Below are 20,736 nucleotides of genomic sequence, written 5' to 3' on the forward strand. Positions count from 1 at the left end.
GCAGCCCTGCGGGCCGTGCCCATGGCGGTCACGGCCGGCCGGTGCCCTCGTCGGAGGCGGTCCCATCGGGGGACGTCCCGGCCTCGTGCCAGCTCGGGATACCGAGGAAGATCTGGATCTGGCTGGGGTAGGCGGCGTTGAAGACGCTGAACAGCTGGACCGCGATATCGAAGCGCCGGGCGGTCTGCCGCTCGCGCAGGCGCATGGTGGCGCGGGGCCGTCCGTAGGCGGCGATGCCCTCGTCCCACATTTCCCGGAAAAGTCCGAAACGTCCGAGTTCTGCGAGGAATTCAACCGACCAGGCGGTATCTCCAGAGCTCGCGATCAGCCCGCGCAACCAGTGCACGGTGAGCCGGACCTCTTCCTCCCACTCGACCATCACCTCGCGCGCCGCGTCGTTGCCCAGGAACCAGCGCAGAATATTGGTGTCGCGCTCCAGCCCCGGGAATGCGCGCGCGTAGCTTTCGTTGCACGCCAGCACATTCCAGCGCGTATCGACGTAGGCTGCCAGATTCGGCTCGTGCAGATCGAGGGCGCGGCGCATGTCGTCGGTGATTTCCGCGCGCAGTTGCTCCACGGACGGGAATTCGCTCACCCCGAGTCCGGCCAGATCGAGCAGATGGCGGCGCTCGACGGCGGACAGCGGGGTTATTCGGTCCAGATATCGCAGCAGCGCATCCACCACTTCCCGGGTGGGGTGGCCGCGATCGCCCTTCTCCAAATGGCTGATGTAGCTGGCGCTCACACCGGCGTTGAACGCGAGCCTTTCGCGTGATACGCCCCGCGCATCACGCAGGCGGCGCAGCAGCAATCCGAAAGTCGGCGGCTTCAGATCGTCCGAGTCCCTATCCGGTTTCACGCCCAGCACCACGCCGTTCCCTCTCCACAAACACTCAGCAAACCAACCTTCATCGCTCTGAGTCCTCCTGGTTCCGGACAGTGGGACCCGGTGTGACGCCTGGTGCGAACTGTGACGAACGCCGCATACTCCGCCAGTTCTCGACTCGGATACTGCCATATGCGATTGTTCCGAAGGTTAAAACAAGACCATTTCTACTATGTGTCGTGCCACATCTCATAACGTAACGACTATCGGCAATTGCTTAGCAAGCGCAGGTTTCCGGCGTGCCCGGCGACCCCTGAACAGCGTGCCACTACGATCTTCAACCATGCGCAGTGAGGCCCTGACACTCCCCCACCCAGGAACGGGATCGTGACACCCGTCGACGCCATCGTGCTGGCCGGAGGAAAGGCCAGCCGGATGGGCGGAGTGGACAAACCCGCGCTGGTCGTGGGCGGGCAATCCATGCTCGACGCGGCGCTCACCGCGGTGGCGGGCTGTGCGCGCACCGTCGTGGTCGGACCGCACCGGCCCGAACTGCCGCCGGAAGTCCTTCAGGCACAGGAGATACCGGCCGGGGCGGGCCCCGTCGCCGCCATCGCCGCCGGTCTGGGCGCCCTGGCCGGGTGCGAGTTCCCCGCCGGGCTGATCGTGGTGCTGGCCGCCGACATGCCTTTCCTCACCGCGACCGCGGTGAGCGAACTGCTGTCCCACGCAAGGGAATCCGGGAGCGACGCGGTATTCGCCGCCGACGCCTCGGGCCGCCCGCAGTACCTGGTCGGCGTGTGGCGCCGCGCCGCCCTGGACGCGGCGCTGAATTCCCTGGACTCCCTGGTGAATCGGCCGATGAAGGCGCTGGTGCCGGTGGACACCGCCATGGTCGCGCTGCCCGGCGTCGAGGACTGCGACACCGCCGAGGATGTGCGCCGGGCGCGCACCGGCGCGGTCCGGACGGCCGAGCCGCTGTGGCTCGACGAGGCGCGGGATGTGTTGCGCGGGAGCATCTCCCCGCTGCCGGCGCGTCGCGCCACCCTGCGCGCGGCGCGCGGCGCGACGCTGGCCGCCCCGCTGCTGGCCGCGGACGCGTTGCCGCGTTTCGACGTGTCGGCCATGGACGGGTACGCCGTCAGCGGCGACGGGCCGTGGCAGCTGCGCCGCGATATCGGGTTCGCCGGCGGTGAGCGGCCGGTGGGCCTGCTGGACGGCGAAGCGGTCCGCATCGCGACGGGCGCGCACGTGCCCGACGGGACCAGTTCGGTGGTGCGCGACGAGTTCGTGCACATCGGCGACGACGGCACCCTGTACCGGCTGCCGGACACGCCGATCCGCGAGGACGTGCGCCGCCGCGGCGAATACTGGCTGCCCGGTGCGGAAGTCGCGCCCGCGGGCACCCCGGTCACCGCCGCGCTCATCTCGGTGGCCGCCAGCGCCGAGGTCGCCGCGGCGTCGGTCCGCGGCCCGGTGCGAGCGCGAATCGTGATGACCGGTGACGAGATTCGCGGGGACGGCCCGCTGCACACCGGCCAGACCCGCGACGCCATCGGCCCGGTGCTGCCCGACATCCTGGCCTGGTACGGCGTCACCACGATCGACCGGGTTCACCTGCGCGACACCGCGAACGCCTTCGACGAGGTGCTGGCGGCCGCGGCCGACTGCGATCTGCTCGTCATCGTCGGCGCGACCGGCGGCGGCGCGGCCGACCAGCTGCGCTCCGCGCTGGACCGCACCGAGTCCACCGTGCTGTTGCGCCGGCTGCGGCTGCGGCCGGGCGGATCCACCGTGGCCGCCCAACTGGCTTCCGGCACAGTCGTTCTGGGACTGCCCGGCAACCCCTTCGCGGCCATCTCCACCCTGCTGGCGCTGATCGGCGCCACCGTGGAGGGCATGACCGGCGCGATACCGGCGCGGCGGGTGCTGGGCCCGCTGGCCAACGCGGCCGAGCTGACCGCTCCGGTGGCCCGCATCGTCCCGGCGCGGGCGCTGCCCGGTGGCGGCTTCCAGGGCGATCTGCGGCTGCACACGGCCCATCTGGCCGATCTGCTGGACCGTGACGGCCTGGTGATCGTTCCCGCCGACGCCGAGGACGGCGTCCTGGCCGAGTTCATTCCGCTGCGAGGCTGAGAGCGGCGTCCCCCATTCCACCGGGCTCAGCCGGGGAGACCCTCGGGCTGTGCAGATCGAAGGTGCGGACCATCTCCGGGGTGATGACCGCGCGCAGTTCCGCCGCGGACGGAGCCTGGTCCGATCCCAGGCCGGCCAGATCGTCGAGCTGCCGACGGTCCGCGGTGGAGAGCGGGACCAGCCGGTCCAGATACCGGGTGAGCGCGGTCACCACTTCGCGAGTGGGGTTTCCCCGGTCGCCCTTCTCCAGATGCGTTATGTAGCTGGCGCTTACGCCGGCATTGAATGCCAGCCGTTCGCGGGAAACACCGCGATTGTCACGCAGCCGCCGCAGCAGGTTTCCGAACGTGGGTGCTTCGAGTTCCCGAAGATCCTGTCCGCATACCGCTCTCGCGCCCACGTGGTTCCCTCCTTCTCGGAATCCCGGTGGCCCACCTCGCCTCTTCGTAGAGGCACCACTGAGATCCGCTTCAGGACGGATACTTACACAGATCGGTATATGAACCTCTCAGCGCCGCAAATCCAATCAGTATCACCGAATAATCCTGTTGGTATATGTGACACGGGATCGGTGATGCGCGGCGGGAAGTCCGATCTCCAAACTACCGTCAAGCCCCCAAAGCCAAGGGCGGTTCCGCGGAAGAGTTTTTCGCTTCCCGTGAACGCACCGGATCCGGGGCGGGCACCGCGTCGAGCAGGCGGCGCGTGCACTCTTCGCGCGGACTGCCGAACACGGCGTCGACCGGTCCCGATTCGACGGGACGCCCTTCTCGCAGGACCGCCACCCGGTCGGCCACCTGATGCACGACGGCCAGGTCGTGACTGATGAACAAGCAGGCGAATCCGTACTCGGCGCGCAGGTCCGTGAACAGGTCCAGCACCCGCGCCTGCACCGAGACGTCCAGGGCGCTGGTGGGTTCGTCGGCCACCAGCAGGCGCGGGGCCAGGGCGCGGGCCAGCGCGACACGCTGGCGTTGCCCCCCGGACAGTTCGCCGGGACGGCGTGTCGCGTACTCACGTGCCAGCTCATTGGCGCCAATTTCAGACACGGTTCCAAATGGGTCGCCGAATCAGTCAGTCGCCCCATGAATCTCCGTCGCCGCCCTCAATCTCCGAATCTCACTGTTACGGTTGCCGCCGCGATAGCCCGAAGGATCGTTTTCGGCCGCAGTACACACGGGGAGATTTCGGTGGATTTCAACAAGCATCAGGCGAGCGCGGGAGAGGCGGGTGCGACGCCACAGCAAGCCCCCCTGAGCTGGGACCCCCAGGCACCGATGCCGCCCATGCCGCCCCCTCCGCCACAGGGACAGTTTCCGTACGGCGCAACTCCCCGATACGGCACAACGCCGCAGTACGGGTTCGCTCCGTACGGTCAGGCCACGGGCCCGTATGGGTACGACCCGTACGGCCAGTTCCCCCGATTCCCGGCCACCATGCCGGGTTCGGTCCGTGCGGCACAGGTGATCTCGTCCATCTTCGGCGGTCTGGGATTGGCATTGACCGTACTGGCGGGTGTGATCGCCGGAGCCGGGGCCGCCGGCGCGATGTGCTTCGGCTACCTGTTCTCGATGATCCTCGCCTTGGTCGCCATCGGCTTCCGGAACGGGGGCAGCGGGACGCGGACCACCGCGCTAGTACTGGCCTCCATCGAGATGGTCATCGGCCTGGGCGGCATGGGCGCGAAGCAGCCTCCGGGCGCGCTCGGGCTGATCGCCAGCCTGGTGATCGTGATTCTGCTCGCCCAGTCCGGTTCCGCGGCCTGGTTCAAACGACCCCGGTAAGCGATTCGACGATCTTCTCGATTCCGCGGGTGCGGGTTTCGGGCTTCTTCGCGCTGGTGACGGTCCGCTCGGCGCTGTCGCGCTCCATGGTCACCGCCACCCGGTCGCCAGGCCCCTTGGCGAGTTCTTCCCGGATGGCCTTCAACAGACCGAGGCACGGCCCGGCTCCCGTGTGCGCGATGGCTGCACGATAGAGCGATCATCCAGCTATCCAAAGGTGTGTTAACAAATATTAAGTAAGCGAGAACCAACCGTTTCGGAAGCTTCACCGCCACTGGTCCGAAACACCTTCACGGGAACACGTTTCACCGGGCGCGAGAGGGTTTTCCCAGGTCGCGACCGGAGGGTGTGACCCCGGCCGCTACCCCTCAGTGACCGGAACATTGCGGCGATCTCACAGCTCACAAACTCCTTTCGAGCATTGTGAGCAAACCGTTTTGATGCCTCCCCCGACGTCCCTACAGTCGAGCCAGCAGCCCGGTTTTCCAGCTCGAAGGGGGCGTTATGACCATCACGCAGAACGGACACTCGTCCGCCGATGCGCTGCTTCGACTGGGGAAGTACTTCAACCGCGGCGAGGTGTCCGGTGACTTGCGCACCCTGCACAAGACCGGTGGCCGCGAGGCCGACGAGTTCTACCGGGACCGCTGGTCACACGACAAGGTGGTGCGCTCCACGCACGGTGTGAACTGCACCGGCTCCTGCTCGTGGAAGATCTACGTCAAGGACGGGGTCATCACCTGGGAGTCGCAGCAGACCGACTACCCGAGCGTGGGCGCGGACAAGCCGGAGTACGAACCGCGCGGCTGCCCGCGCGGCGCGTCGTTCTCCTGGTACACCTACTCCCCCGCGCGCATTCGCTACCCGTACGTGCGCGGCGCGCTGCTCGAGCTGTACCGCGCGGCCAAGGAGCGGCTGAAGGATCCCGTGCTGGCATGGGAGTCCATCGTCGAGGACGCCGACAAGGCCAAGTCCTACAAGTCCGCGCGCGGCAAGGGCGGTTTCGTCCGCGCCGAGTGGTGGGAGGCCGCCGAGATCGCCGCGGCCGCGCACGTGCACACCATCAAGAAGTACGGCCCGGACCGGGTCGCGGGCTTCTCCCCCATTCCCGCCATGTCGATGGTGTCGCACGCCGTGGGCGCGCGGTTCATCTCGCTCATCGGCGGCTCCATGCTGTCGTTCTACGACTGGTACGCCGACCTGCCCGTCGCCTCACCGCAGGTCTTCGGCGACCAGACCGACGTGCCGGAGTCCGCGGACTGGTTCGACGCCGGATACCTCATCATGTGGGGCTCCAACGTCCCGGTCACCCGGACTCCGGACGCGCACTACATGACCGAGGCCCGCTACCGCGGCCAGAAGGTCGTGGTGGTCTCCCCCGACTACGCCGACAACACCAAATTCGCCGACGAGTGGGTGCCCGCCCGTCCCGGCACCGACGCCGCCCTGGCCATGGCCATGGGCCACGTGGTGCTGCGAGAGTTCTTCCTGGACAAGCAGACTCCCTACTTCGACGACTACGTCAAGCGCTTCACCGACCTGCCGTACCTGGTGGCGCTGGACGAGCACGACGGCGGCTGGGACACCGGCGGCGACTACAGCGGCCACACCTTCACCCCCGGCAAGTTCCTCACCGCCGCCGACCTCGGCCACACCGGTGCGGGCGTGGAGCACCAGACCGTCCTGCTGGACGCGGACGGCGCTCCCCGGGTGCCCAATGGCTCCCTCGGCCACCGCTTCAACGAAGCGGGCAAGGGCCGGTGGAATCTGGATCTGGGGGACATCGATCCCCTGCTGACCCTGTACGGCCGCACCGATGATGTTGCGGCCGTGCAGTTCCCCCGCTTCGACGGGCTCTCCGCGGGCAGCGATGCGGCTGTCCTCACCCGCGGCGTGCCGACCACCGTCATCGCGGGGCGACGGGTGACGACGGTGTTCGATCTCCTGCTGGCGCAGTATGGCGTCGGACGGTCCGGCCTGCCCGGCAATTGGCCGACCGGCTACGACGACGCGACTCAGCCCTACACTCCCGCCTGGCAGGAGTCGATCACCGGCGTCCCCGCCCAACAGGCCGAACGCCTCGGCCGCGAATTCGCCGACAATGCCGAGCGTTCCCGGGGCCGGTCCATGATCCTCATGGGCGCGGGCACCAACCATTGGTTCCACAGCGACCAGATCTACCGCTCCTTCTTCACCCTGACGCTGCTCACCGGCTGCCAGGGCGTGAACGGCGGCGGCTGGGCGCATTACGTGGGCCAGGAGAAGTGCCGTCCCGTGACCGGCTGGGCCACACTGGCTTTCGCCTCCGACTGGCAGCGGCCGCCGCGCCAGATGCAGGGCACCGTGTTCTGGTACCTGGCCAACAACCAGTGGCGCTACGACCCGTTCACCAGCGAATCGTTCGCCTCGCCGCTGAGCAAGGGCGCGTTCGCCGGGCGGACCGCGGCCGACAATATCGCGCTCGCATCACGTTTGGGCTGGATGCCGTCCTACCCGACGCTGAACCGCAATCCGCTGGATCTGGTCGACGAGGCGGAGGCGGCGGGCCAGGCTCCCGCCGACTATGTGGTCGACGGCCTCCAGTCCGGCGATCTGCGCTTCGCCTGCGAGGATCCCGACGCGCCGGAGAACTTCCCGCGTGTCCTCACCGTGTGGCGCGCCAACCTGCTCGGCTCGTCCGGTAAGGGCAACGAGTACTTCCACAAGCATCTGCTCGGCGCCGATTCCAATCTGCAGACCACCGAGGCCACCGGCATTCGCCCGCAGGAACTGGAATGGCGTGACGAGGCCGCTACCGGGAAACTGGACCTGTTGATGTCGATGGACTTCCGCATGACGTCCACGACCCTGTTCTCCGACATCGTGTTCCCGGCCGCCACCTGGTATGAGAAGCACGACCTGTCCTCCACCGACATGCACCCCTTCGTGCACGCCTTCACCCCGGCGATCTCCCCGCCGTGGGAGGCCAAGACCGATTTCGAGGCCTTCCACCGCATCGCCCGCGGGTTCTCCTGGCTGGCCGAGAAGCATCTCGGCGTGCGCAAGGACCTGGTCGCGATGCCGTTGCAGCACGACACCGCCGACGCCATGGCACAGGCCGGTGGCCGGGTACTGGACTGGAAATACGGTGAATGCGAGCCCGTTCCGGGTGTCACCATGCCGAAACTCGTTGTCGTCGAACGCGACTACCCGAAGGTCGCGGAGAAGATGGCCGCGCTCGGACCGCTCGTGGAAACCCTGGGACTCACCACGAAGGGTGTCACCACAATTCCCGATGCCGAGGTAGATTACCTGCGCGGCGTGAACGGCACGGTGGTTTCCGGTGTCGCGCAGGGCCGTCCGTCTCTGGCCAAGGACACCCACGCGGCCGAGGCGATCCTGGCACTGTCCGGCACCACGAACGGCCGGCTCGCGGTGGAAGGGTTCCATGCGCTCGAAGAGCGCACCGGAACCGAGCTGGCCGATCTGGCTGCCGAGCACGAGGGTAAGCGAATCACCTTCGCCGACACGCAGGCCCGGCCCGTTCCGGTGATCACCTCACCGGAATGGTCCGGGAGCGAGACCGGCGGACGCCGCTACTCCCCCTTCACCATCAATGTCGAGCGGTCCAAGCCCTGGCACACCCTCACCGGCCGCCAGCACTTCTACCTCGACCACGACTGGATGATGGAGCTCGGCGAGCAGTTGCCGATCTACCGGCCGCCGTTGGACATGACCGCGCTGTTCGCCGAACCCGGCATCGGCAATGTCGATGGCAACGGGGTGACCGTTCGGTATTTGACGCCGCACTCCAAGTGGTCCATCCACTCCGCGTATCAGGACAATCTGCACATGCTCACGCTTTCGCGTGGCGGGCAGGCGATCTGGATGTCGGATGTGGACGCCAAGAAGATCGGCGTCGCCGACAACGACTGGATCGAGGCGATCAACCGCAACGGCATCGTGGTGGCGCGCGCCATCGTCTCCCACCGCATGCCCGAGGGCACCGTGTTCATGTATCACGCCCAGGACCGCGCGGTGAACGTCCCCCGCATCGAAGGCAGCGAGAACACCAAGGCCGGCAAGGGCAAGCGCGGTGGCATCCACAACGCGCTGACCCGGATCATGATCAAGCCCTCGCATCTCATCGGTGGTTACGCGCAGCAGTCGTTCGCGCTGAACTACCACGGCCCCACCGGAAATCAGCGCGACGAGGTCACGACGATTCGCAAGCGCTCGCAGGAAGTGGAGTACTGACGATGAGCGCGACGAGGTCACACCGCGCTATTGGCAAGCGCTCGCAGGAAGTGGAGTACTGATATGCGCGTCATGGCTCAGCTCGCCATGGTCATGAACCTGGACAAGTGCATCGGCTGCCACACCTGCAGCGTCACCTGCAAGCAGGCCTGGACCAACCGCGCGGGCACCGAGTACGTGTGGTTCAACAATGTGGAAACCCGTCCGGGACAGGGTTATCCGCGGCGTTACGAGGACCAGGAGAAGTGGAAGGGCGGGTGGACCCTCGACAAGAAGGGCCGCCTCACGCTCAAGTCCGGCTCCCGGATGAAACGGCTGCTCAATATCTTCGCCAACCCGGACCTGCCCACCGTGTCGGACTACTACGACCCGTGGAGCTACGACTACGAGAACCTGCTGTCCGCCCCGCAGATGGACACCACGCCGGTGGCCAAGCCCAAGTCGCTGATCACCGGTGAGGACACCAAGGTCACCTGGGGCGCGAACTGGGACGACTCGCTGGGTTCGGGTCCCGAGCAGGTCGCCAAGGATCCGCTGCTGGCCAAGCTGTCCGAGCAGGTGAAACTGGAGTTCGAAGAGACCTTCATGTTCTACCTGCCGCGCATCTGCGAGCACTGCCTCAACCCGTCCTGCGCGGCGTCCTGCCCCTCCGGCGCGATCTACAAGCGCGCCGAGGACGGCATCGTGCTCGTGGATCAGGACAAGTGCCGCGGCTGGCGGCAGTGCGTCACCGGCTGCCCGTACAAGAAGATCTACTTCAACCACAAGACGGGCAAAGCGGAGAAATGCACTTTCTGCTACCCGCGGGTGGAAGTCGGCATCCCGACCGTGTGCTCGGAGACCTGCGTCGGCCGACTGCGCTACATCGGCGTCATGCTCTACGACGCCGACAAGGTGCTCGAGGCCGCCTCGGTCGAGAACGACCAGGATCTGTACCCGTCGCAGCTGGGCGTGTTCCTCAACCCGCACGACCCGCGCGTCATCGCCGAGGCCGAACGGGCCGGGATCTCCCCGGAATGGATTGCCGCCGCGCAGGATTCGCCGGTCTACAAGCTGATCGTCGACTACCAGATCGCGCTGCCGCTGCATCCGGAATACCGCACCATGCCGATGGTCTGGTACGTGCCGCCGCTGTCGCCGGTGGTCGACACCCTCACCCGGACCGGGCACGACGGCGAGAACCACAACAACCTGTTCGGAGCGATCGACGCGCTGCGAATTCCGTTGGAGTACCTGGCCGAACTGTTCACCGCCGGTGAGATCGGCCCGGTGCGCGCCTCGTTGCAGCGGCTGGCGGGCATGCGGTCGTTCATGCGCTCGATCAACCTCGGCCAGGAGCCCGACCTGTCCATCCCGGACGCGGTCGGCCTGGAGCCCGAGGAGATCGAGGCCATGTACCGGCTGCTCGCCATCGCCAAGTACGAGCACCGCTACGTGATCCCCTCCGGCGCGACATCCAAAGCGCACGAACTGGATTCGCTCGCCACCGGCTGCTCCCTGGACACCGACGGCGGCCCGGGTATGACGGCCTTCGACTACATGGCCGACAAGTTCCACCTCACCGATACCAACGGTGCCGCCGCACCCGAGCAGAAGTCCAACCGGATCAACCTGCTCAACTGGGACGGCAAGAGCACCAGCGGGCTGGTGCCCACGTCCGCCAACGGCAACGGCGCCGTCGGTCATGGCAACGGAGCCAATGGAAATGGGCACCACACCCCCGCACCGGAGCCGGCGGCCGTCGACACCGAATCGATCGAGCCCGAACCGACGGGAGCGGCGCGATGAACCTGCTCGGACTGCGGTGGCGTTCCGTACCCGCCGTCGCCGCGAACGACAACGATCGGCGTGAGGTGTGGCGGCGGGACGCGCTGTCGCTGGACTACCCGCACCCGCGCACCCGCGCGCTGATCGACGAGCTCGACGCCAACTCCGAAACCGGTGGCGCCGCATCGGAATCCACCGAGGCATCGCGATGAGCCTGCTGAAACTGCGCCGCCGCCCCCAGCCCGCCGTCGCCCTGAGCGACCGGGACCGGCGGCTGGTGTGGCGGCTGAGCGCGCTGCTGCTGGACTACCCGAACGCGCAGACCCTCTCGCTGCTCGACGAACTCGACGCCGCCGCCGCGGAACTGCCGGACTCGGTGCGCCCGCTGCTTTCCGGGTTTCTCACCCACCTGCGCACCGGCGACCCGATCGCCCTGGCCCAGGAGTACGTCGAGACCTTCGACATGCGCCGCCGGGCCAGCCTGCACCTGACCTTCTACGCCTACGGGGACACCCGTAAACGCGGGATGGCGCTGCTGCGGTTCAAGCACGCCTACCGGCACGCCGGGGTCGAACTCGGCGACGAGGAACTGCCCGACCACCTGCCCGTGCTGCTCGAATTCGCCGCCACCGTCGACCCGATCGGCGGCGAACGGCTGCTGGGCGAACACGTCCCGGTCCTGGAACTGCTGCGGTTGTCGCTTTCCGACAGCGGATCTCCCTACGCCGGGGTGCTGGCGTCGGTGGTGGCGACCCTGCCACCGGTCACCACCGCCGACCGCCGGCGCATCGCCGAACTCGCCGCCCAGGGCCCGCCCGAAGACAGTGTTGGATTCGGCGGCACCGCCGCCGAGGTCGGCCTCGACCCCTTCGCCATGGACCCGCTCGCCTTCTCCGGAACGGAGGCCCGCCGATGAGCTCCGCGCTCTGGCTGATGCTCCCCTACATCGCCTTCACCTCGTTCGTGCTGGGCCACCTGTACCGCTACCGCACCGACCAGTTCGGCTGGACCACACGGTCGTCGCAGATCCACGAGTCGCGACTGCTGAAGCTGGGCAGCCCGCTGTTCCACTTCGGCATGCTGGGCGTGATCGGCGGTCACGTGCTCGGCGTGCTCGTCCCGGAGTCGTGGACCAACGCCCTCGGCATCTCCGAGGAGGCGTACCACGTGGTCGCGGTGTCCGCGGGTTCGGTCGCGGGGCTGGCGGTCATCATCGGCGTCGCCATCCTGACCTACCGCCGCCTGACGGTGTCCGCCGTACGCCAGGCCACCACCGTCAACGACAAGGTCATGTATGTCCTGCTGACCGCCGCCCTGGTCACCGGCCTGCTCAATACCTGGGGCAGCAACCTGCTGTGGGGCACCTACAACTACCGCGAGACCGTGTCCCCGTGGTTCCGCAGCATCTTCACCGGGCACCCCGAGCCGGAACTCATGGTCGGCACGCCCTGGACCTTCCAGCTGCACGGGCTGGTCGTGCTCGCGCTCATCGGCTTCTGGCCCTACACCCGCCTGGTGCACATGTTCTCCGCACCGGTGGGCTACCTGTTCCGGCCGTATGTGGTCTACCGCAGCAAGCCCGACAAGTCCGCCGACAAGAAGCGCTATTCGAAGGCCTGGGAAACCCCGGTCATTCCGCGCCGCTGAGACACCGGGCGTTCATCGAATAGTCGATGGCGCCCGGTTTCTACCGGTGTTATCGTTCGGCCCGGCCCAGGCGACTGGCCGGGCTCGAATTGTCCTCGGGGGATTACATGTTCAATTGGTATGTCGGCCTGCTCGCGCTCAGCGGGGTGATCATGCTGGCGCTGGCGGCGGTCCGAGAGGGCCAGAGCACCACGACGCGCAGCGTCGACGCCATCTTCGGCGCGGTCTACCTCGGCTACGCCTTCTACCTCGCCTTCCTCTTCGACGGCGACTCCTACCTGATCTTCTTCCAGGCGTTCATCCTGCCTGTCGTGATGGTGGTGAATTACTTCCGCAATCGCACGCCGAAGCCGAAACTCACCGACACGCAGAAGGCCTGGCGCGAATATCAGAAGTCGGCCGGGCGACAATAGCCGGGTGCTCTCAAAAAATTCCGAGCCCGAGCGGGTTACGCCACAGGAAACGCCCTGCCCCGACTGCGGTGAACGCCGGGTCCTGGTGAGCGGCAGCATGGATATGTATCTGGTCCGGCGCAATGGCGGGCGGCCCCTGTCGGACCTGCTCGCCCTCCTCTGCATCGGCTGCGGGCGGGTGTTCTTCTACGCGGACCGGCTCGACAGGGTGCGAGCGGCGATGAACTCCATGACGTCCTGAGTGCCGGGCTGGTCCCGCAGCCGGTCCAGGGCCGCGTTCAGCCGGGCGTCCGGCCCGTGCTCGGCGAGCAGGACCACGATCGCCTCCCAGGTGTCGATACGCGGATTCGGCTGGGCCAGTAGCTCTTCGAGGTAGCTGTCCGGCTCCAGCAGGCGCAGGGCGCGGCGGGCGTGGGCGTGTACGCGGCGGGGCAGTTCGGCGCGAATGGCGTCGATGTCCTCCGGCTGGACGTGACCGGGCTGGTACGGGTCCAGCCGCAGCGACCACAGCTCGTCCGACTCGGCCGGCAGGCCCTCGCCGGGAAGCAGGCCTGGACCGGCGGCCGCCTCGATCGCGAGCGGACGCAGTCCGTGGCGCTCGCTGCGCCACATCCGGAACTCCTGCCACGCCGCCGGCGTCGCCCACGCGCCCAGACCGAACCGCAACACCTGCCGCCCACCCGTGAACGTCCGGAATGTCCGTGTCCGCGCGACGGTGGCGACACCGCCCGGCAGCACCCGCACCCAGGTGGGCTCCGCGCCCTCGAAACCGTACGGCTGCAACAATTTCCCTGTATCACGCATCAAGCGCCGCAATGCCGATTCCGGTTTGACCATCCCCGCAGATTAGCGGCGAGAACCGACAGAATCCCGCACTACGCGCATACGCCGAGGACGCGGCGCGTCGCATGGGAACACGCCGCGCAGGCCCCGGGTGGGCCTGCGCGGGCGGATCATCAGTGGCCGGAATAGATGTCGTTCACCGTGGCCGCGTAGCGGTCGTTGTTGGTGAGCGGTTGCAGGCCCAGTGCGGTGTCGATGGTGCGGAGCAGGCCGTACTGGTCGGTGCGCTGAGAACTGTCGAAGCCCGCCTTCACCGAATTCTGTGAGCCGAGCACGATGGTCGGGACCCGGTTCGGGTACAGCGGGCCGAAGAGCTTGGCGAAGCCCTCGTCGAAGGTCACGATCAGCAGCGAGCGCTGCTGCTTCCAGGCCGGGGAGTTCAGGATCGCGGGCACGGTCGCGCCGAGCCAGCTGTCACCCGAGGCGACGCCGCAGCCCTCCATGTTGTGGCACTCGTTGGCCGCGAACCACACGAAATTCGGTGTGGTGGCCGCGGATTGCAGATCGGTCGTCATCTGGGTGAGGGGCTGCAGGTGCGCGGCGCAGTAGCCCGGATCGGACTTCATGTTCTGGAAGTACAGGAACGGCAGGTCGTCCTGGTAGTACTCGCCGTGCGCGGTCTGGTCGCAGTTGCCGTTGGCGTCCTCGGCGTATCCCTTCCAGGTCTTGCCCGCCGCGTCCGCGCTGTTGCCGATGTGCCGGGCGTTCAAGGTCGTGGTGGTGACGCTGTTGTCGACCAGCCCGTACAGTCCGCCCGCCGCCAGGGCGACGTAGTTCGGATCGCTGGGATGGGTGGTCGCGTAGGACTGGGTCAGCGTCGCGCCCTTGGACCGCAGGCTGTTGATATAGGGGGCAGCGGAATTGCCGATGATGCCGGTGAGGCCGTCGTAGTCCTGGTTCTCCAGGTAGACCATGAAGACGTGGTCGTAGCCGGGGACCGTGGTGGCGGGTGCGGTCAGCGCCGGGGCGGGCAGCGGTGCGCCGATGGTGAACGACAGGTTGTCGGCGTAGCCGTCGGTGGTGTCGCCGTTGGTCCAGGTGAAGTACACATCGACCGTGACCGCGCGGGTGCCCTTGGGCAGGGTGCCCTTCGCATCACGCTGCAGCAGTTCGGTATTGAAGCCGCGGTCGATGCTGCTCACGCTGCCGGCATCGGCCGACCCCAGCTTGCCTCCCGACCCGTTGAGGAAGGTCGCGGTGAGACCGGCCTTGTCCATCTGCGCGCCGTAGCCGCCCAGCCAGCCGCTCAGGTCGAAGCTCACCCCGCCGCCGTCGATGGCCGCGGCCGCGCCCGAGACATCGATGGTCTGATCGATCTCGGAGTTGCCGGTGCCGCCGCCGGTGAAGAACTTCGAGCCCCGGTTCGAGGGGCCCGTGGAAGACGGGCCGGGCCAGCCGGACTGCCCGTAGCACACCGCGTTCGGCTCACCCTTGACGATCCTCCAGCCCGGCAGCGTCATACCGTCGAGGCCCTTGGGCGAGCACTGCGCCACCGCTTCGGCATCGCTGTCCACGATCAGGTTCGGGCTGGTGACCGCGGCCTGCGCCACGGTGGGGGTGACGGCCGAGCCGCTCAGGACGGACAGCGCGGCCGCCGCCGAGAGGGCGAGGACCTTGCCGAGGTGTTGTCGAACGCCATTGTGGCGCATAGGTATTCCTTACGGGTCGTTACAAATACGACCCGAATGGAACACGTTTCAGATGTCCAGCCGCCCGACCTGTCATGGCCGGGCGGTGAACACCGTTTACTTGGCGGGCTTCTTCTTGGAGCGGGCCCAGTTGTTCATGATCGGCAGGTCCACCCAGTGGTAGAGCGCCGCCGCGATCACCGTCGACACCACCAGGCTCAGCACCGCGAAGCCCGCCCAGCCGACGACGCCGAACTCCTTGCCGCCGATCAGGTATCGGGTGATCAGCACCATGACCGGGAACTGGATCAGATAGAACGCGAAGGAGATATTGCCCAGCCACACCATGCGCGGATGGGAATTGACCTTGCCGATGCCGTGCAGGTCACGGTTCGCCATGGTGGCGACCACCGCGGTCATCGGGGCCAGCATCAGGACCGACATCTTGTAGTTCACCGGCACGACCCAGGTCAACGCGTACGAGATGGTCAGCGCGACCATCGGCCACAGCAGGTTGGTGTTGCGCCACTTGCCTTCCAGCACCATGCGCGCGGCCAGCACGCCGAGGAAGAACTCCGGCAGGCGCGACAGCGGGAAGGTGTAGCTCAGCCAATACGACAGCGACACCGGGATGTTCGCCTGCTGGAACCACGCCGGGGAGGCGTGCAGCTCGTAGTACGGCGACGTGGTGCCGGGGACCAGCCGCGGCGCGAACGCGTTCGCGATGCCCTTGGGGCCGTCGAAGAACAGGAAGTACGAGGTGTGCAGGGCGGCGATGCCCAGCAGCAGGACCGCCGCCGCCAGCACCAGCCGGCGCGTGGGGATCTTCATGATCAGCGGCAGCACCAGCGGGAAGCTCAGGTAGAACAGCATTTCCGCGGCCAGCGACCAGGACGGCACGTTCAGACCGCCGACCGTGGTCCACTTCGGCACGTAGGTGTGCACCAGCAGCAGGTTCGGCACCCACACCACCGCGCGGTGCAGCGGCACGCTCGCCACCACGATGAACGCCGCGGCCGCCAGCAGATGCGACGGGTAGATCTTCAGCACGCGACGGCGATAGAACGCGCCCTTCGCCATGCCCGGCCGGAACGACCAGTAGATGATGAAGCCCGACAGCACGAAGAAGAAGGTCACACCCGCCGCGCCGAGCTGCATCGGAATCCACGCGTGGATGTTCCGGAACATCTCGGACTTCTGGAACGGGTACACCGGCAGGAACACCAGCGCGTGCAGCACGAACACCGCGAACGCCGCCCACCAGCGCGCGCCGGTCAGCGACGGCAGCGGCGGGCGGACCCGGGCGGCGCGTTCGATGACGGATTCGACGGCGGGCGCGGAGGTTTCGACAGGGCGGGCCGCGGGCGCCGGTTGGATCAGTTGGGCGGAGAAGGACTCCACCGCGAGCGCGGTGGGATCCTCCCGCGTGCCGGGCACGACTTCGGGTGGTCGGGTCATCGGGCGTACCTCTCCTGCAGGGCGTTGGCAATCACGGCGTCGCCCTGCGGAGCCGGATGGAACGGCAGACCGGCGACATTGACTTTCGGGTCGAACACGCCGTTGACCCACTGGTCGGGTGTGCACAGCCCGTGCCCGCGGGTGAGCGCCCGGCTGTCGAGGTACTCGATCTTCAACAGGGCCGCGGCTTCCCGCTGCGCCTGATCGAATCGATCGAGGTAGTCGACGACCGTGCGGCCCTTGGGCTGGCCGATCTCGAGACCGGCGATGTCGAAGCAGATCGCGTCCTGGCCGGGCGTGAACAACTCCGGATACCCGACGATCACGATGCGCGCGTTCGGGGCGTAATACCGGACGTAGGCGACGACCTTGCTGATCCGTGCGGCGTACTCGGCGCCGGTCACGTTCTTCGGGTCGGCCATCCGGCCGTCGGCCACCGCGTCGGCCCCACAGCCGCCCGCGGGGTCGTAGAAGCAGGCCTGCATCGAGTCCCACGGCGACTTCGTGGAGTCGCCCCACACATCGTTGAGACCGAACTGCAGGGTGACCAGCTTCGTCTTCGGACCGAACGCGCCCGCCTTGTCGGCGTTGCTCGCCTGGACCTTCAGGATGTAGCCGTTCCCGGTGTCGATCGACGCGCCCGGGCAGGACTGGTTCCACACCTGTCCGTCGCCGCGCAGGCCCAAGCGGTCCTGCAGCTGCGCCGGCCAGGCGGTGGCGCCGTGCTGACAGGTCTTGTCCTGTCCCAGCGGGTCCCACCCGTTCGCGGTGAACGAGTCACCCAGAATGACCAGTTCTCTACCTTGCGGAGTCGAATCCGCCTGTGCCCCCGAAGTTCCCGCCATGGCCGCGGCGACTGCCATCACCGCGGCGCACAGCCACCGTCCGTTGTTTCCCGACACGTGCTCTATCTCCGTCTTTCAGAACCTGCGCTGGTGCGTCAGTACCCTGCGCGAGGCTCGAAGCCGGGGGCGTCCAGCGTCGGCGGCGCAGGCTTGGCGGGCGCTTCGACCTGCGGCGCGGGCTTGGGCGCGACCGGCTGCGGCGCGACCTGCTGCGGCGCGGGGGCCTCGACCTGCGGCGCGGGCGCCGGGGCGGGGGCCTCGGCCTTGGGGGCCTCGGTGGTGGCCGGCGGGGCGGCGGGCGCGGGGGCCGCGCTGCTCGCGGGAGCGGCCGAGCTGCTCGCCGGGGCGACCACGGAGGTGGTCGTGGTGGCGGGCGAGTCGGTGGCCTTGTCGCTGCCACACGCAGCGAGGCCACCGATGAGCAGGACGGAACCGATAGCGGCCATGGTGGCGCGAGCGGTCGACTTGCCGGTGATGCGGATGTTCATGTTGGAACCCTCGTATCGCAAATTGAACTGCGGATTTTTCACTTTTGCGCGGAGTGTACAAGAGGCTGCGAGAGCCGCGACAGGGGTTCGGCAAACCGCAAAACCCCTGCGCAACCAGCAGACTCGACGAGCAGCTACCGACGGACAAACCGTCGATAACCGACTGTGCACACGGTCAGTGACCGTAGCGGTCGTAGATGGCACGGGCGACGACGGTGTCACCCTGGGTGGACGGATGGAAGAACAGACCGTCGAGATCTGTCCGGGGGTCGAACACACCGTTCAGCCACGGCTGCGACGAGCAGAGCCCATGACCGGTGGTGAGCCCGCGGGCATCGAGGAACTCGATCCCGAGTAGTTGGGCGGCTTCTCGCTCCGCCTTGTCGATGCGGTCGAAGTACTCGACCACCGCGCGACCGCGCGACTGGATGAAGGGTGCGACGCCGCCGATGCTCAGGCAGACCGTGCTGGTGCCCGGCGTGAACAGCTCCGGGTAACCGACGAGGACGATCTTCGCGTTCGGCGCGTAGTACTTGATGTAGGTGACGGCATTGCTCATGCGCTTGGCCATCAGCGCGCCGGAGACCCCGTTGTAGTCGGGGAAGCGGTTCTCGTCGACGGCCTCGGGGTCACAGCCGAGTTGAAGGTTGAACACGCACTTCTGCAACGACCCCCACAACGTCTGGTCGTTCCCGCCCCACTTGTCGTTGAGGCTGAACTGCAGCGTCACCAGCTTGGTCTTGGGACCGAACGCGCCTTCCTTGTCGGCCTTCTGCGCCTGCTGGGCCATGGTCCAGCCCGGGCCGCTGTCGATCGACGAACCGGGGCAGGACGGGTCCGACACCCGGTCGGTGCCGTGCACGCCCATCAGCTCGGCCAGCTGCACCGGCCAGGCGGTGCGCCCGTGCCGATTGCAGGAGTTGTCCGCGTCCATGAAGTCCCAGGCGTTCGCCGAGAACGAATCGCCCAGAGTCACAAGCTCTCTGCCCCCGGCGCCCGGATCGGCGCCGGCGGGGGTGGTACTCATCGCGGAGACCGAGGCCGCCACCGCGACGACGGCAGCACACAGCCACCGTCCATTCTTGCCCAGCAACTGACTAGTCCAGCTCTCTCAGTATCCGGCGCGGGGTTCGAAGCCCGGCGCGTCCAGGGTGGGCGGGGCGGGCTTCGCGGGCTGCTCGACCTGCGGAGCGGGCTTGGGCGCCACCGGTTGCGGGGCGACCGGCTGCGGCGCGGGGGCTTCCGGCGCGACGGGCTGCGGGGCGGCCGGTTCGGTGGCCGCGGGCTCCGGCGCGCGAGACTCCGCGGGCGCGGGAGCGGCGGCCGTGGTGGTGGGCGCGGGCGCGCCCGTGGCCTTCACCGCCGACGACACCACCGCACCACCGGTCGGTGAGCCCTCTGAGGACTTGTCGCTGCCGCACCCCGTGACCCCCGCGAACAACAACGCCCCGCCGAGCACTGCCGCGGCGGCACGAACGGCGAACACCCCTGGTGTAGCAGACTTCATCAGTACCTCGAATCGGAGCTCAAAACTGAAGTGATAGATGTTCACTTCAGCGGGGAGTGTACAAAACCAGCCACCCCCACCCGCCCGGATTCGGAAAACTGGCCCCGACTACTGGGGGCTTCGGATCCGTTCCGCCTTGATCAGGCAAACCGTACCCGCAACCACCGGTTCCAGTCGGTCGGCACCCGAAACTATCCCACCCAGTGGTCCGGGGCTACCCCCCAGCGAGCCCCGGACCCCTCGGCGCGCCGCGGAACCAGTCCGGGATCGCGACCGTCGACGGGAGGTTCACGGGCCGGGACCGGTTTCGACCGACCTACGACGACGGGGCGATGAGGCGTTCGGAGAGCCCCCACAGGGCCGCGGCGGTGGCCGGGTCGGTGGCGTGCGGACTGGCCTGGGCGACAGCGCAATCCGCGAGGTAGCCGCCCGAGTGCGCGGTCAGATCGGGGGCGGTCGCCGCCAGGACCGAGGTCGCGGCCGCTTCCGGGATCGTCTTCAGGGCGGTCACGGCCGAGGGATTGCGGGAGGTGAGTTTGCGCATCTCGGCGAAGTCCTCGCGGGACATGTGCCGGGACAGGTCGGTGGCGCACACGCCCGGGTGCACGGCGTAGGCGTGGATGCCCCGCTCCGCGCCTCGGGCCGCCAGTTCCACCGTCATCAGGATGTTCGCGGACTTGGATTGCCCGTAGCTCGCGAACTTGTCGTACTCGCGGCGCTCGAAGTTCGGGTCGTCGAGGTCGGCCGGGTACGCGTGATGCGCCGCCGAGGACACCGTGACGACGCGGCTCGCGACACCGGACCGGTCCGCACCCGCCGACAGCGCGGGCAGCAGACCGGTGGTGAGGGCGAAGTGGCCGAGATGGTTGGTGCCGAACTGCGATTCGAAGCCGTCGGCGGTGCGGCCGAACGGCGTGTACATCACCCCGGCGTTGTTGATCAGGAGGTGCAGCGCGGGCGCGCGCTCGGCGACGGCCCGCACGGCCGCGCGGACGCTGCCGAGATCGCTCAGGTCCAGCCCCACGACATCGACTGTCGCACTGGGAAGCCGCTCACGGAGCCCGGCCGCGACCGTGCCCGCCGCGGCGGTATTGCGCGCGGCGAGCAGGACCGTGGCGCCGGCGGCCGCGAGGGCACGGGCGGTCTCGGCTCCGAGAC

19 protein-coding genes and 1 pseudogene are annotated in these 20,736 nt (G+C 67.9%); 8 read left to right on the forward strand and 12 right to left on the reverse strand.

The window, feature by feature from the left end; all coding sequences use genetic code 11:
- Positions 1-28: 28 nt before the first annotated feature.
- Positions 29-871 carry a helix-turn-helix domain-containing protein gene (locus tag ACFV4K_RS17540; protein ID WP_379275960.1) on the reverse strand — a complete coding sequence of 281 codons (843 nt, stop codon included), beginning with the start codon at positions 869-871 and terminating at the stop codon, positions 29-31.
- 342 nt (positions 872-1,213) lie between these two features.
- Here ACFV4K_RS17540 and ACFV4K_RS17545 point away from each other — a divergent pair, with 342 nt between their 5' ends.
- On the forward strand, positions 1,214-2,962 hold the full coding sequence (locus ACFV4K_RS17545) for an NTP transferase domain-containing protein (protein WP_379275961.1): 1,749 nt from the start codon (positions 1,214-1,216) through the stop codon (positions 2,960-2,962).
- On the opposite strand, the gene ACFV4K_RS17550 is transcribed toward ACFV4K_RS17545, so the two are convergent.
- Complete coding sequence (locus tag ACFV4K_RS17550) at positions 2,943-3,362, reverse strand: helix-turn-helix domain-containing protein (protein WP_379275963.1); 420 nt, start codon at positions 3,360-3,362, stop codon at positions 2,943-2,945. The two genes, ACFV4K_RS17545 and ACFV4K_RS17550, sit on opposite strands and share 20 nt — an antisense overlap.
- A 208-nt stretch (positions 3,363-3,570) precedes the next feature.
- Positions 3,571-4,002: pseudogene (locus tag ACFV4K_RS17555) on the reverse strand (ATP-binding cassette domain-containing protein); the annotation flags it as partial.
- Positions 4,003-4,152: 150 nt separating this feature from the next.
- Here ACFV4K_RS17555 and ACFV4K_RS17560 point away from each other — a divergent pair.
- The gene (locus ACFV4K_RS17560) at positions 4,153-4,746 is read left to right on the forward strand and encodes a hypothetical protein (protein WP_379275964.1); all 594 of its coding nucleotides are present in this window, start codon (positions 4,153-4,155) and stop codon (positions 4,744-4,746) included.
- On the opposite strand, the gene ACFV4K_RS17565 is transcribed toward ACFV4K_RS17560, so the two are convergent.
- The gene (locus ACFV4K_RS17565) at positions 4,730-4,891 is read right to left on the reverse strand and encodes a hypothetical protein (RefSeq protein WP_379275966.1); all 162 of its coding nucleotides are present in this window, start codon (positions 4,889-4,891) and stop codon (positions 4,730-4,732) included. The two genes, ACFV4K_RS17560 and ACFV4K_RS17565, sit on opposite strands and share 17 nt — an antisense overlap.
- A 359-nt stretch (positions 4,892-5,250) precedes the next feature.
- Here ACFV4K_RS17565 and ACFV4K_RS17570 point away from each other — a divergent pair, with 359 nt between their 5' ends.
- The 6 genes from ACFV4K_RS17570 (at position 5,251) to ACFV4K_RS17595 (ending at position 12,809) form a co-directional block, all read left to right on the forward strand.
- Entirely contained in the window at positions 5,251-8,982 is a 3,732-nt protein-coding gene (locus ACFV4K_RS17570; RefSeq protein ID WP_379275967.1) for a nitrate reductase subunit alpha, read from the forward strand.
- A gap of 72 nt (positions 8,983-9,054) precedes the next feature.
- Positions 9,055-10,770: a nitrate reductase subunit beta gene (gene narH, locus ACFV4K_RS17575; protein WP_379275995.1), complete on the forward strand. Its 1,716-nt coding sequence runs from the start codon at positions 9,055-9,057 to the stop codon at positions 10,768-10,770.
- The gene (locus tag ACFV4K_RS17580) at positions 10,767-10,961 is read left to right on the forward strand and encodes a hypothetical protein (protein WP_379275969.1); all 195 of its coding nucleotides are present in this window, start codon (positions 10,767-10,769) and stop codon (positions 10,959-10,961) included. The genes narH and ACFV4K_RS17580 overlap by 4 nt, the downstream gene beginning before the upstream one ends.
- Complete coding sequence (gene narJ / locus ACFV4K_RS17585) at positions 10,958-11,665, forward strand: nitrate reductase molybdenum cofactor assembly chaperone (RefSeq protein ID WP_379275970.1); 708 nt, start codon at positions 10,958-10,960, stop codon at positions 11,663-11,665. Before ACFV4K_RS17580 ends, narJ begins: the two co-directional genes overlap by 4 nt.
- Positions 11,662-12,396 carry a respiratory nitrate reductase subunit gamma gene (narI, locus tag ACFV4K_RS17590; RefSeq protein ID WP_379275972.1) on the forward strand — a complete coding sequence of 245 codons (735 nt, stop codon included), beginning with the start codon at positions 11,662-11,664 and terminating at the stop codon, positions 12,394-12,396. The genes narJ and narI overlap by 4 nt, the downstream gene beginning before the upstream one ends.
- 107 nt (positions 12,397-12,503) lie before the next feature.
- The gene (locus ACFV4K_RS17595) at positions 12,504-12,809 is read left to right on the forward strand and encodes a hypothetical protein (RefSeq protein ID WP_379275974.1); all 306 of its coding nucleotides are present in this window, start codon (positions 12,504-12,506) and stop codon (positions 12,807-12,809) included.
- Positions 12,810-12,995: 186 nt separating this feature from the next.
- On the opposite strand, the gene ACFV4K_RS17600 is transcribed toward ACFV4K_RS17595, so the two are convergent.
- The 8 genes from ACFV4K_RS17600 to ACFV4K_RS17635 form a co-directional block, all read right to left on the reverse strand.
- On the reverse strand, positions 12,996-13,646 hold the full coding sequence (locus tag ACFV4K_RS17600; RefSeq protein ID WP_379275975.1) for a hypothetical protein: 651 nt from the start codon (positions 13,644-13,646) through the stop codon (positions 12,996-12,998).
- A gap of 119 nt (positions 13,647-13,765) precedes the next feature.
- Positions 13,766-15,301 carry an alkaline phosphatase family protein gene (locus tag ACFV4K_RS17605; protein ID WP_379275977.1) on the reverse strand — a complete coding sequence of 512 codons (1,536 nt, stop codon included), beginning with the start codon at positions 15,299-15,301 and terminating at the stop codon, positions 13,766-13,768.
- Between the two features lie 96 nt (positions 15,302-15,397).
- The gene (locus ACFV4K_RS17610) at positions 15,398-16,738 is read right to left on the reverse strand and encodes an acyltransferase family protein (RefSeq protein WP_379275979.1); all 1,341 of its coding nucleotides are present in this window, start codon (positions 16,736-16,738) and stop codon (positions 15,398-15,400) included.
- Entirely contained in the window at positions 16,735-17,640 is a 906-nt protein-coding gene (locus ACFV4K_RS17615; protein ID WP_379275981.1) for an SGNH/GDSL hydrolase family protein, read from the reverse strand. Before ACFV4K_RS17615 ends, ACFV4K_RS17610 begins: the two co-directional genes overlap by 4 nt.
- 38 nt (positions 17,641-17,678) lie before the next feature.
- The gene (locus ACFV4K_RS17620) at positions 17,679-18,071 is read right to left on the reverse strand and encodes a hypothetical protein (protein WP_379275983.1); all 393 of its coding nucleotides are present in this window, start codon (positions 18,069-18,071) and stop codon (positions 17,679-17,681) included.
- Between the two features lie 175 nt (positions 18,072-18,246).
- The gene (locus ACFV4K_RS17625) at positions 18,247-19,098 is read right to left on the reverse strand and encodes an SGNH/GDSL hydrolase family protein (RefSeq protein WP_379275985.1); all 852 of its coding nucleotides are present in this window, start codon (positions 19,096-19,098) and stop codon (positions 18,247-18,249) included.
- An 84-nt stretch (positions 19,099-19,182) separates the two neighbouring features.
- Positions 19,183-19,578: a hypothetical protein gene (locus ACFV4K_RS17630; protein WP_379275987.1), complete on the reverse strand. Its 396-nt coding sequence runs from the start codon at positions 19,576-19,578 to the stop codon at positions 19,183-19,185.
- A 316-nt stretch (positions 19,579-19,894) separates the two neighbouring features.
- Positions 19,895-20,736 (reverse strand): SDR family NAD(P)-dependent oxidoreductase (locus tag ACFV4K_RS17635; protein WP_379275989.1); only part of this gene is annotated, 842 nt, incomplete at its 5' end.

It is taken from the genome of Nocardia sp. NPDC059764 (assembly GCF_042732555.1).
Classification (GTDB): Bacteria; Actinomycetota; Actinomycetes; order Mycobacteriales; family Mycobacteriaceae; genus Nocardia.